This is a genomic window from uncultured Veillonella sp. (genome assembly GCF_937981445.1).
Taxonomy (GTDB): Bacteria; Bacillota; Negativicutes; order Veillonellales; family Veillonellaceae; genus Veillonella_A.
This window is the reverse complement of the sequence record NZ_CALJON010000007.1, coordinates 1-13,734: the sequence shown is the minus strand read 5'-3', so window position 1 is coordinate 13,734 and position 13,734 is coordinate 1. Positions and strand designations below refer to the sequence as shown.

At 39.2% G+C, this 13,734-nt stretch carries 12 protein-coding genes; all 12 read right to left on the bottom strand.

The window, feature by feature from the left end:
* Nucleotides 1-21 precede the first annotated feature (21 nt).
* Complete coding sequence (locus Q0376_RS01095; RefSeq protein WP_298703140.1) at nt 22-1,170, bottom strand: 1-deoxy-D-xylulose-5-phosphate reductoisomerase; 1,149 nt, start codon at nt 1,168-1,170, stop codon at nt 22-24.
* Between the two features lie 136 nt (nt 1,171-1,306).
* Nucleotides 1,307-2,119, bottom strand: a complete 813-nt coding sequence (locus Q0376_RS01090; RefSeq protein WP_298703139.1) for a phosphatidate cytidylyltransferase — start codon at nt 2,117-2,119, stop codon at nt 1,307-1,309.
* Between the two features lies 1 nt (nt 2,120).
* Nucleotides 2,121-2,894 carry an isoprenyl transferase gene (locus Q0376_RS01085; RefSeq protein WP_298703138.1) on the bottom strand — a complete coding sequence of 258 codons (774 nt, stop codon included), beginning with the start codon at nt 2,892-2,894 and terminating at the stop codon, nt 2,121-2,123.
* Entirely contained in the window at nt 2,854-3,132 is a 279-nt protein-coding gene (locus Q0376_RS01080; RefSeq protein WP_298703137.1) for a hypothetical protein, read from the bottom strand. Before Q0376_RS01080 ends, Q0376_RS01085 begins: the two co-directional genes overlap by 41 nt.
* Nucleotides 3,132-3,692 (bottom strand): ribosome recycling factor, encoded by a 561-nt coding sequence (gene frr / locus Q0376_RS01075; protein ID WP_298703136.1) that lies wholly within the window; start codon nt 3,690-3,692, stop codon nt 3,132-3,134. Before frr ends, Q0376_RS01080 begins: the two co-directional genes overlap by 1 nt.
* Nucleotides 3,692-4,420, bottom strand: a complete 729-nt coding sequence (gene pyrH / locus Q0376_RS01070) for a UMP kinase (protein WP_298703135.1) — start codon at nt 4,418-4,420, stop codon at nt 3,692-3,694. The genes frr and pyrH overlap by 1 nt, the downstream gene beginning before the upstream one ends.
* Nucleotides 4,421-4,486: 66 nt before the next feature.
* Nucleotides 4,487-5,167: a translation elongation factor Ts gene (tsf, locus tag Q0376_RS01065; protein WP_298703134.1), complete on the bottom strand. Its 681-nt coding sequence runs from the start codon at nt 5,165-5,167 to the stop codon at nt 4,487-4,489.
* A 215-nt stretch (nt 5,168-5,382) separates the two neighbouring features.
* Complete coding sequence (gene rpsB / locus Q0376_RS01060) at nt 5,383-6,165, bottom strand: 30S ribosomal protein S2 (RefSeq protein WP_295788760.1); 783 nt, start codon at nt 6,163-6,165, stop codon at nt 5,383-5,385.
* Nucleotides 6,166-6,663: 498 nt separating this feature from the next.
* A complete protein-coding gene (locus tag Q0376_RS01055; protein ID WP_298703133.1) occupies nt 6,664-9,513 on the bottom strand; it encodes an S-layer homology domain-containing protein in 2,850 nt (949 codons plus the stop codon).
* Nucleotides 9,514-9,935: 422 nt separating this feature from the next.
* A complete protein-coding gene (locus Q0376_RS01050; protein ID WP_298703132.1) occupies nt 9,936-11,255 on the bottom strand; it encodes a gluconate:H+ symporter in 1,320 nt (439 codons plus the stop codon).
* Between the two features lie 222 nt (nt 11,256-11,477).
* Nucleotides 11,478-13,034: a gluconokinase gene (locus Q0376_RS01045; protein ID WP_298703131.1), complete on the bottom strand. Its 1,557-nt coding sequence runs from the start codon at nt 13,032-13,034 to the stop codon at nt 11,478-11,480.
* 36 nt (nt 13,035-13,070) lie between these two features.
* Nucleotides 13,071-13,734: DUF655 domain-containing protein (locus tag Q0376_RS01040; protein ID WP_298703130.1), on the bottom strand; the 664-nt coding region annotated here is incomplete at its 5' end.

Here is a 13,734-nt window from a genome sequence, read left to right as displayed (position 1 = left end):
ATGGTTCTAATCAAAATAGTTTTATTTTTCAATGTATTTATGTGCCGTCTCTCTAGCCCATAAATCCATTTGTCTTAAATTAGGCAATGTAAATTCTGGCTCTGATTCCATCTGTTCAAGAACAGATACAACGGTTTTATAAATGTCGCCGAATCGTAATTTACCAGCCAAGAAGGCATATACTGCTTCTTCGTTGGCTGCATTGAATACAGCCGGCTTAAACCCACCAGCACGACCTACTTCAAAGGCTAGTTGTAAGGCTGGAAAATCCTCATATCGAGGGGGGAAGAATTCCAGCTGCAAGACCTTATCAAAAGTCAATACATCCATGTGTAAAGGCTTTCTTTCAGGATATGTTAACGCATATTGAATAGGCTCACGCATATCAGGATTGCCTAATTGCGCTAAAATGGCGCCATCCTTCATCATAATCATGGAGTGTACAATACTCTGCGGATGGACCGTTACCTTAATATGATCAAAATCAAAGCCAAAAAGCCAATGCGCTTCAATCACTTCTAAGCCTTTATTAAATAATGTAGCAGAATCAATAGTGATTTTATTGCCCATATTCCATGTAGGGTGGCGCAAACAATCAGCGGCTGTAGCCATTGGTATTTTATCACTATCCCAAGTGCGCAAAGGACCGCCGGACGCCGTAATAAGCAAGGAATCCACATTGTCACGCTTTTGCCCTTCTAAGCATTGGAAAATCGCACTATGTTCACTATCTATGGGTAAAAGCTGCACTCCATACTCTTTGCACAAAGAAGTAATTAAAGGCCCTCCTGCTACGAGAGTTTCTTTATTAGCAAGACCTATAGTTTTCTTCGCTTTAATAGCTTCTATCGTAGGCTCTATGCCAGCTGCGCCAACTACAGCAGTAACCACTAATTCTGCTGTTGGCCAAGTAGCTGCTGTGATAAGAGCCTCTTGACCACCAACTAACTTAGTGGGCCCTGTATAACGCTTCTTTAATTCTTTATACGCCTCTTCATCTACAAGGCCTGCCATTTCTGGCTTAAATTCGTTAATTTGAGCTTCTAATAGTTCTACATTTTTATAAGCAACGATGGCTTTTACTGAAAATAAATCAGGATGTTGTCTCACCACATCTAATGTTTGTGTACCAATAGAACCAGTACTTCCCAAGATGCTAATCGTTTTCATAGAAACTCCTTATGTTACTTCAAATCCAATAGGATAGAATCAGCAATTAGCTATATTATTTAATAACAAAAAATTACTTACTAAACAAGTAAAAAGTAAATAACTAACTCCCTGATTCAATACATTGAAATCTTACTTACAATAAATAGGCTAATACCATAGGGGCTGCAAACAATAAGCTATCAAAGCGATCTAATACACCCCCATGACCAGGTAATAACACCCCAGAGTCTTTAATGGAACAATGACGCTTTAGCTTCGATTCAAATAAATCCCCTAATGGTGCTACAATACCAGTCAAAAAGCCTACCATAGCGCCTAGTCCTACTGGAATTCCAGTTATCCATGCATAGACAACGGCCGTCAATATACAGCCAATAAATCCACCAATAAAGCCTTCTAAGGTCTTATTAGGACTAATTTTCGGCACTATGCGATGTTGCCCCCACTTACGACCTGCAAAATAGGCAAAGGTATCACTCGCCCAAGTACAGAATAAGAGGAGCCAAAGCATGAGTTCTCCCATATGAGGAGCCGAAAAAGGCACGGTAAAGAAATCATATACTGAATTTTCTCTTAAAATTAATAATGCCGCAAATCCCCCATTAAGATAGAAAAAACCAAATACTGCGTAGGTCAATACATCAAGGGTAATTCGCTTCTGACTAAAAATATATATAATGCTAAGTAGCATAACCGACCCTACAGCGCTAATTAAAGCCCATTTATATTGATGGAACATTAATGTGAGCATAATAATGGCCGTAAAAACATACCCCCAAGTGGCAGGTATCGTAATGTTGAGCTTGCGTATCATGCTCACAAATTCTCGCCACCCCAGTAAGGTCAAGAGCATAATGAGCCCGCTAAATACATAGCCACCTACAGTAATGGCAATAATGGCCAAAATAAAGCCTATGAGCGCTGTAATAACGCGTGTTTTTAACATGCTACTCCTCCGTCTTTAAACCTCCAAAGCGCCGCTCTCGTTGCTGAAAAGCACGAACAGCATCTTCTAAAATCTGAGGTGTAAAATCTGGCCAATTCGTATCTGTAAACCAAAACTCAGCATACGCTAATTGCCATAATAAAAAGTTACTAATTCGGTAATCCCCACTTGGCCGAATTAATAAGTCTACATTAGAAAATTCTTTAGTGAACAGATAATCACTAAACATATCTTCATTTATTGCACTAGGCTCCACAGAGCCGTCCTGTACATCAGCTACTACCTGTTTAATAGCTCGTACTATTTCATCGCGCCCACCATAGTTAATGGCTAACTGCAAGGTAAGGCCCGTATTATTCATAGTTAAGTCTTCTGCATCTTTAATAATGCGCTGTAATTCTTCAGATAAACCACCAATAAAGCCAATAAAGCGAATCCGTACATTGTGTTCATGCATATCGCGCACATTCCCAAGTAAGTATTCGCGGATTAAGCTCATAAGTAATGACACTTCTTGTTCAGGGCGTTTCCAATTTTCCGTGGAAAAGCCATAAACAGTTAAGGCCTTTATGCCCATATCATTAGCGGCTATAACAATTTTCTTTAATACATCTGCACCAGCTCTATGTCCCATGGTGCGTGGCATGCCGCGGCGCTTAGCCCAACGACCATTGCCATCCATAATAATCGCCACATGGGCTGGAATATTATGAGGATCGATTGGCACAACTCCATCAGCGGATGTGCTCTGTTTCCGAAATAAACTCTTTAGCATATTGTACCTCATTGCAGTTTTCAAATTCACTGGCTATCATGGGGCGAAATAGCAAAACCTGCCATCCCCCTGGTTTCATAGGGTCAGTCGTAACACGACCAACATAATAATTGGACACTGCAACCGTAAAAAAACGATTGTAATTAGCTCCAATAGTCACTGCATAAGGGATATTGGCAGCCTGCAATAAGCCCTCTGCAAGCTGCCAAGGTAATCCTATAATAGAAGTAGGTTGCATTATACTTCTAATACGTCCTTTTCTTTTTTGTCACGTAAGTCGTCGATAGCCTTGATTTTTTTATCAGTTAATTTTTGAATCTGTTCCTGACCATCTTTTACTGTATCTTCAGTAATAGTCTTAGCTTTTTCTTCTTTTTTCAAAGAATCATTAGCATCGCGGCGAATATTGCGAATAGCAATCTTAGCTTCTTCAGCGCGTTTGCTAACAACTTTAACTAATTCCTTACGACGTTCTTCAGTAAGCTGAGGAATAGCTAAGCGAATTGTTTCACCATCATTACTTGGATTTAAACCAAGGTCAGATTGTAACACAGCCTTTTCAATAGGACCAATCATAGAACGGTCCCAAGGTTTCACTAAAATCAAACGAGGTTCTGGAGCCGTTACATTAGCTACCTGATTCACTGGGGATTGAGAGCCATAGTAATCTACCATTACTTTGTCAAGTAAGGATGTACTTGCACGGCCTGTACGAATGGATGCAAACTCTTGTTTTAATGCTTCAATCGTTTTATCCATGCGAGCTTCTTCTTGTTTTAACAACTCTTGAATGTCCATTAATTTTCACCTCTTACAATAGTACCAACAACTTCACCTTTAGCAGCACGAGTAATGTTACCAGGAATATCCATGCTAAATACTACAATAGGAATATTATTATCTTTACATAAAGTAGTCGATGTAGCATCCATTACTTTAAGTTCACGGCTAATAACTTCCATATAGGTTAATTCATCATATTTTTTTGCATCTGGATTAGTGCGTGGATCGCAATCATATACACCATCTGCAAATTTCTTAGCCATTAGAATGGCATCTGCTTCAATTTCCGCAGCGCGAAGAGCAGCTGTTGTATCTGTTGAGAAGTAAGGATTACCTGTACCTGCTGCAAAGATTACAATGCGGCCTTTTTCCAAGTGACGGATAGCACGACGACGGATATATGGTTCAGCTACTTCTTGCATAGCAATGGCTGTTTGAACACGGGTAGCAGCACCTTCATTTTCAAGTGCATCTTGAAGTGCCAAGGAGTTCATAACAGTTGCAATCATGCCCATGTAGTCGGCAGACGCACGGTCCATGCCTTTAGCACTACCAGCAAGACCACGCCAAATATTGCCGCCACCAACAACAATAGCAATCTCTAAATCAGTGGATTTTGAAAGTTCAGCAATTTCCTTAGCAATGCCTTCTACAACGATTGGATCAATGCCATATCCTTGTTCACCAGCCAATGCTTCGCCACTTAACTTTAATACTATACGTTTAAATTTTCTATTACTCATCGCTATACTCCTCTGCTTATTGCAAAATAAGAGAACACTGGACGGTGTTCTCTTATCTGTTAACTCTTATTGACCAGCGGCTGCACGAACTTCAGCTTCGAAGTCGTCTTGGCGCTTTTCAATTCCTTCGCCTAAAGCGTAGCGAACGAAACGACGTACGTTGATATTTTCACCGATTTTAGCAATTTTTTCAGTAATAACATCAGTAATAGTTTTGTCACCATCTTTAATGAAAACTTGTTCCATTAGGCAGTTTTCTTTATAGAATTTTTCTACACGGCCCACAACCATTTTTTCAAGCACTGCTTCTGGTTTTGGTTTTCTGCCATTTTTAACATCTTCAGCCGCTTCTGCTTTGGCTTGTTCTAAAAGAACTGCTTTTTCGTGTTCAATTACTTCAGCAGGTACTTCTTCACGATTTAAGTAAGTAGGATTTGCAGCTGCGATTTGCATTGCAATATCTTTTACTAATTCTTGGAAGTCATCAGTTTTAGCAACGAAGTCAGTTTCGCAGTTAACTTCTACTAAAACGCCGATGCGGCCGCCACCATGGATGTAAGAAGCAACAACACCTTCAGCAGCAATACGACCTGCTTTTTTAGCAGCCGCTGCTAAACCTTTTTCACGAAGAAGGTCAACTGCCTTCTCGATATCACCGTTAGCTTCGGTTAATACCTTTTTGCAATCCATCATGCCTGCGCCTGTAAGTTCACGCAATTCTTTTACTAATGCAGCAGTAATAGCCATGTTTAAATCTTCCTCCTATACATTAATTAAGGTAAGGTCACAATGCCTTACCTTAATTTTATATTGTTTTACAATTTTTATCAATTAGTAAGTCATTCAATTGTATGTCATATATGCAACTAAGTCTTAGTATATGCAGTTCGCTAATAATAGCGCTTTCATAGCTAGCAACTTGTGGCAACCAAACAATGAAACTTACTTTTAAGTCTTAGTTATTAGCCTTGACCGTCTTGCACCATTTCGCGGGAATCAGATACCATTTGATTTAATGCTTGGTCAGCTGCGTCTTGGTGTTCACCTTGATCATCTAAAGATTCACCTTGACGACCTTCTAAGATAGCGTCAGCCATTTTGCCAGTTAATAATTTAACGGCACGAATAGCGTCATCGTTAGCAGGGATTGGGAAATCGATTTCGTCTGGATCACAGTTAGTGTCAACAGTTGCTACTACTGGGATACCTAATTTCTTAGCTTCTGCGATTGCGATGCGTTCTTTTTTAGGGTCAACTACGAATAAAGCACCTGGCATTTTAGGCATATCTTTAATACCGCCAAGATATTTTTCAAGTTTTTCCATTTCATGACGAAGACCGATAACTTCTTTTTTAGGAAGAAGTTCGAATGTACCATCTTCAGCCATTTTTTCTAATTCTTTTAAGCGTTTAACGCGAAGTTCGATAGTTTTGTAGTTAGTCAACATACCGCCCAACCAACGTTCGTTAACAAAGTACATACCGGAACGTTCAGCTTCTTCTTTAACGGATTCTTGAGCTTGTTTTTTAGTACCTACGAAAAGTACTACTTCACCGTTTTGAGCTACTTCACGTAAGAAGTCATAAGCTTCTTCTACTTTTTTAACTGTTTTTTGAAGGTCAATGATATAAATACCATTGCGTTCAGTGAAGATGTACTTAGCCATCTTAGGGTTCCATCTTCTAGTTTGGTGACCGAAATGTACACCGGCCTCCAATAATTGTTTCATTGATACTACTGCCATGTTGGCACCTCCTGTTAATAAACCTCCGCAGCTTCATATCCAAGAATAAATCAGGAACATCCCTGACACAGATATTGGATCAGTCTGCGTGCGTAATTTCATACCTTAAGAGTATATCATAGGCACTATTGGTATGGCAAGGGGATTTTATTATTTTTATAAAAGCAGAAAGACTCATGCCTTCCACTTTAGTGAATAAGTAATTTAATGGACTATAAGTTTTATTCCCCTTATTTTCTTACATGCATACCAAGTTTAGCTTTTCAAACCTTAAACACCAAATGTAAGAACATATCATCATTTTATTAACAGAAAGAACCAAAAACAGTACCACAACCACTGCCTACACGAGCACCATTTTTGTGCATAAAAGAAAGCGACACAACAAATATGTTATATCGCTTTCTTTTTTATTGTATTCTTCATAAAACAAAAAGAATTATTTTATAGAATGTTTAACCATCACTGTGAATACAAGGTTTGCCATCACACGATGTGCTACATTTTAGTATAGCCACCATATACATCACGGCTTTCTTTATCTTCACTATTAACGCGAATACGCTCTACTTTATAACGATCGCTTGGTTTACCATGAACTAAATCGACACGGAAGCGATCTGCTTTTTCAACAGCAGCCATTTCACGAGCAAATTCTTCTGTAGCCCGAGCCATAGTACCATCAACTAAGGCACCATTTTGTAATGCACGATAAATTACTGCCGCAAATTCATAGCGTGTCATAGTTTGATTACCTTTAAACTGACCATCTGGATAACCTACTAGTAAGCCTTTATCAGCCAAGGTTTTTACATAAGCATAGGCCCAATGATTAGCTGGTACATCAGGGAAATTTACATCTAAGGCAGCACTAGTTTGCCCTGCATTATTTATAACCCCTGAACGCTGTTGTGCTTCCAATTGATCAATGCGAGCCTTGAGAGTTTCAATTTCCTTAGCCATGGCCACACGGGAACGAGACACACCACTGCTTTGACCAATATTGAAATTAAGACCGGCGGAAATCATATTTTCTCCATTGCCCATGGAAGACGCCACATTAACCATCACATCTTCATTAGGACGATAAAATGCGCCTACCGCCATAGCATTCGCATTGCCATAATTACCATAACCTACAGAGAAACTCCATTTATCATCAGGATTAAAATCCAATGGATGTAAGCCCGCTAAAGCAGCTGCACCAGCGCCCACTTTATCCATGCGATTATCAAGACTATTAATACGTCCATCTACACCATTAACACGATTACTCAAATCATTAATCTGTTCAGTATGAGTGTTAATAGTTTGTGTATTATTATTTACTTGTGATTTTAAATCCTTAATATCTCCAGTATTAATCGTCACTTGGTCCCCGAACACAGTCACTTGATTGCCTATAGTACTTACTTGATCACCAAGCTTTGTAATATTATTTGTATTATTGGTAATGGAATTTCTTATATCTTCAGCTAGTGAAACTGTAAAGGTATGCTTTGTAGCATTGCCCTTTTCATCTTTACCGGCTGGCGTTTCTGTTACAATAATGCCCTTGCCTTGTTTTACATCTACTGCATTAGCATTTACATATTCTCTTACAGAAGTTTCTACAGATTTTAATTGCGCCACATTGACAGCATCACTATCTTCTGAACCAGCTGCGACATGAGTAATTTGACGAGTCGCTGAATCACTGCCTACTGAAACGGCACCTAGATTGCCTTTTACAGTGGCTGCAATAGCCGCCTTAGCTGTATCAGTGCTATTAGCTGCTCCATAGACTTGATTATTTGCAGCAGAGGCTGTATTAGTTACACTCACATTTTGTAACGCCTCACGACTCGCTACGGATTCACTACCTAGAGCGACGCCACCCTCTACGGAACTTTTTGCATTATATCCCAGGGCTACACCATTAGCTTTTGAACTCTCTGCAGTGCGCCCAATCGCCACGCTATTAGTATCGGTACTTTTCGCTTCACGCCCAATGGCTACAGTATCAGCAGCCGTGGATGTAGCATTACGACCTACAGCCACAGCATCATTTGCACTTGCTAATGCATCAGTACCAATGGCAACTGAGTAGTCACCAGATGCATTCCATTGAGGCAATTCAGTGGCATACGTAAATTTTTCGCTGCCTTTGGTATACCAAGTTTTTATGGGTTTTGTAGATGTACCAAGAGCAATGGCGTTTTTACCACTCGCACCAGCACCCCAACCAGCTGCCAAAGCCTGATTACCTGTAGCAGCAGCACCAGCCCCTAAGGCAGCAGACTGATTACCTAACGCTTCGGCACCATTACCTAAAGCCGTAGATTGCTCACCAGACGCATAACTATGAGTGCCTACAGCACTAGCTGCATAGTTCATAGCCTTCGCATCATCACCTAAGGCTGAGGTTTGACTGTGTAAGGCATATGCCTGAAACCCAATAGCCGAAGCCCCCCAGCCACTAGCAACAGCACTAGAGCCAATAGCGACACCACCAAGACCATTATAGGCTAATTCACCAGTAGTTTCGTTAAATTTTTGATTGTTAATAGTTAAACTCTTAACCAACTCTTTAATTTCAGTATTATCGGCTTCGAATGCTCCATTAAGAACCCGTGCCTTATACCCATAAGCAGTACTATTTAAACCATCCGCTTTAGAATTCGAACCTACAGCCGTACCATAGCCCCCTTTTACGCCTGCACTATTGCCGACAGCAGTGGCATCGCGCATATCATAAGTAACTCCATAGTATACATATGATTCTGAGGTGCTAGCATTACTCCCAAGGGCTAAACTATTTTCACCATAAGACTTGGCATTTTGACCTATGGCAATGGTGTTTTGGCCAGAAGACACTGTATTTACGCCCATTGCAATTGCTTGACTTCCAATTGTATGTGCATTAGTCCCAACAGCTATGGAATGTTGCCCATTTAACTTTGCCTTATTACCATTTGAAAGCCCCTCACTGTAATTAGGAGCTTTCTCAACAGTAGCCCCTGTCCCTATAGCAATGGCGCCGGCAGCAACTTCACTAACAGATGACCCTAGCCCCTCAGCAATACTATTCAATGCATTTGCCTTAGCACCATTACCCAAAGATAGTGCATTTTGTCCTTTAGCTTCAGTGTTTGCTCCTACTGCCACACTATTATTACCAGTCGCTACCGGTTTATCTTCAGTAGAATTTACCACCACATAATCAACAGATGCCGCTCCTACGTTCACAAAGGATCCCACAGCGTACATAGCACCCAACACCAACGCAGTGAGCGCCTTTTTAGTATGTTTTACTGAAAACTTGATTTTTACATTGTTTCCAATATTTGTATTACCATTTTCTTTCATAATCAGTTCCTGTCATAACTCCATATTCACAACACAATTTTTAATGTAATTCATCTAATTAATTATTGATGATGATTATTATATTACATTTATTTGTTATTAATCAAGTTTTTATTCAAGAATCTGATTATTACATTTAATTCTTAACAAGCACTATACATTAACCCCTTATTTATTGGCAATATTTTCATATATATCATTTGTAATACGTCAAGTTTAGATGAAAATAATGCATCAATTTAATTGTTAAAATAACAGAAATAAAGTCTTTATCACATTAATCATAATTTTCTATCGTTTATATCACAAATTTGTATCTTTTAATTATAAATTTATATCTTTTTTTATCATAAAAAATAAAGAGCTAATAACACATAAACTAAATATGTGCATTAGCTCTTATTTATTAAGTAACTATGTGATTAAATGAACAAATTCAATAGTTCAACACCGATTAAACCACAAACAGCAATGGAGGTTTCCACAGCACACCAAGTGCGAACTGTTTGTTTTACGCTTAAACCAAAGAATTCTTTGAAAAGCCAGAATCCTGGGTCATTTGGAGGACTAAAGATAACACTACCAGCACCTACAGCGATTACCATAAGCTCTGGGCTTACTCCAGTAGTAGCAATCAATGGCGCCACAATGCCACCAGCTGTCATAGCCGCTACTGTGGCAGAACCAACAGACACGCGGATTACAGCAGCAATTAACCAAGCCAAGAATAATGGGGATAAATTAGCATCTTTTACTAAAGAACCAATATAAGTACCTACGCCACTATCAATGAGAACTTGTTTAAGGGCCCCACCAGCACCAACGATGAAAAGAATCATAGCTACTGTTAAAATAGCTTTTTCAGATGTTTCCATGATGTCATTCATAGATTTGCCACGAGCAAAGCCAAAAGTATAAAAAGCTACAATAATAGAAATCGATAAGGCTACACTTGGATCACCAATAAATTTAAGAACATGGTAAATAGCCGTACCTTTTTGTACCCCTACCATAGTGCCCACAGTATTAATAGCCATTAAAATAACAGGTGTTAAAGCGGTTAAAATACTGCTCCAGAAGGAAGGCATTTCTTCTTCAGTAAATACTTTGTCATTATGAAGACCTTCAGGAATGGAGTTCTTAATATTCTTAGCTGTATTATAAAGTAATGGACCTGAAATGATAACAGTTGGAATACCAATGATTAAACCATAAATTAATGTTTTACCAATATCAGCATTGAATAATACAGAAATAGCTGTTGGACCTGGATGAGGTGGTAAGAAACCATGTGTTACTGATAAAGCCGCAACCATTGGCATACCCACTTCAAGAAGAGGAATATCAGCCGACACAGCAATCGTAAATACTAGTGGAATCAATAATACGAAACCAATTTCATAGAAAAGGGCAATACCTACAATAAAACCAGTTAAACAAACTGCCCATCTTACATTTTTGCGACCAAAAATATTAATCAAGGTTGTCGCAATACGTTGTGCTCCGCCGCTATCGGCCATTAATTTACCAAGAATAGCACCAAAGCCTACTACAATAGTTAAACCACCGAGCGTAGAGCCTAGGCCTTTTTGAATGGTTGGGAAAATTTGATCAATAGGCAAACCTTCCGCATAGCCTACTACAACACAGACCAACAGCAAGGATAAAAAGCTGTTTAATTTTAGTTTTACAATCAAGAAGAATAGTAAAACAATACCTAATGCCAAGATAATGAGTGGCATCTTGACGCCTCCTTTCACAAAGGCAACACTTAAAATAACATAAAACAATATAACTTAAATAAAATAAGTTCCTATTATAATCTAGCTAGGCCAAGTGAATGTACAATACAATGATGCTAAAACGCTGTTACGGCAACACATTGTTCTATCAAGCCCTCTTTTTCTTACACCAAAGGCTGGCAATCATACTAACTCAGCCTAACTAAATAATAACCAAAAAATTTACAGACGACTAAATGGATGGTCTTGTTGGAAATTTACTAGACGGGCTAAGTCATCCTTCATGTTTTTATATAAGGATTCATAAATGCTGAAAAGTTCATCATATACTTCACGATGATTTTCCTTTGGTTTATATACTTCTTGTGCCTGTACTAATTGAGCTGTATCTGTAATATCCTTCAAAGTACCATCGGAGATAAAGCCGAGTACAGCTGCACCAAAAGATGCCCCTTCACTATTAGTTGGCAATGTAATATTTTCGTTGAAAATATCGGACATAATTTGAAGCCAAAGTTCAGATTTCGTGAAGCTGCCGCTAACGCGAATATCTTTTACATCTTCAAAATCGCGAAGTGCATCAAGAACGCATAGCAAACTATAGCAAATGCCTTCCATAGTTGCACGAATCATATAGGAGCGACTATGGTTCAAAGATAAACCAATAAAAGCACCACGAAGGTCAGAGTTCCAATAAGGAGCTCGTTCACCTGTAAAGAATGGCAAGAGGATAAGTCCGCCGGAACCAGCCGGTACATGACGGGCTTTCATGGTCATCAGATCATAAGGATCCACATCGAGTTGCTCCATTTGAGAACCATGTAAATGTAAAATACGGTCACGCATCCAACGCATGATAATGCCGCCATTATTAATAGCACCGCCAGCAACCCACATATGATCTGTTAAATTATAACACCATGTACGTTTTTGTTTATCCATGCTTGGTTTATTCGTAAGCATGCGAATGGCACCACTGGTCCCAATGGTACAGCTCAACTGCCCTGCTGATACAGCGCCAATCCCTACATTAACAAGAACACCATCAGTAGCACCAATAACAACAGGTAAATCAGCTGGCAAACCTAAACGCTCTGCTACAGGCGCCAATAAAGCATTACTATACGTAGTAGATACCACTTCAGGTAATTGTTCTTTTTTAATCCCTAAGAAGGATAAAATGTCTTCATCCCATTCTTCCTTGTGAGCATTATATAACCCACTACTGCTTGCTACAGATTTATCAGTCACCCATTGGCCCGTTAAATTACGGAAAATATAGTCTTTAATGGAACCAATATGAGCCATACGATCAAATACAGATGGTTGATTTTCTTTTACCCAAAGGATTTTAGCAAGTGGATAACAAGCATGTAAAGGACAACCTGTATTAAAGTAGAACTGTTCACACGCTGGATCTTGTTCCAAACGGCGTACGATGGCAGCACTGCGGCTATCTGCCCAAGTCATCATATTGCCGAGGATTTGAAAATCCTTATCCTGAGGGATAAAGCTATGCATAACAGAACTTAAAGCTAAGCCTGAAATAGTAACTAATTTATACTGTAATTGGTGCACTGTACCACTAATTACTTCTTCCACAGCATCATAAATTTGCTGAGGATTTTGTTCAGCCCGGTCATACTGTGGTGTTTCTAAAGAATAAAACGCTTCTGTTGTAGCCACCGCTTGCCCTACTGAAGTATAGGCTGTAGCACGAACGCCTGTAGTTCCTACATCAACACCAATCCATACAGGTTCTTTTACTTTTAATGTCATTTTGACCTCCTTGTCAATGTATTGCATATATTACACTCAGCCGAAAAGACTAATTTGCTCATCTTCTGGTAAATCGGCAATACAATTGATTTCTTTCATTTTTTCCACAATGGTTTGTGACACACCACAACGACGGCGCAAATCACGAATTGATGTAAATGGTCGTTTTTGACGCTCTTCTACAATAGCATCAGCTACTTTTTCACCTAAACTATCAATGGCTAAGAATGGTGGTAAAAGCTGACCATCTTCAATCTTAAATCGCCGTGCATCGGATTTTAATAAATCAGGCGGCATAAATTTAAATCCACGCTGAATCATTTCCATAGACACTTCCAAAGCGGACATCATATCCTCTTCTTTATTGCAATTTTTATTGAACTTCTTCGCTTCATCTACTACAGCTTTTAAGCGCATAAATTCAGCTTTTTGTCCATTCAAATCGCGCTGCATAATCTTTACATCAAAGGATTTAGCTCGAATGGAGAAATAGGCAGCATAAAAAGCTAGAGGATAATTAATTTTAAACCAAGCAATGCGGAATGCCATCATAACATAGGCCACCGCATGAGCTCTAGGGAATAAATAACTGATTTTCTTACAGGAATCGATAAACCAATCTGGAATACCGCCCTCACGCATTTGTTCTTCGTAATTGGTCGTTACTTCCCCTTGGGAATTCTTTTTCTCAATGCCCTTC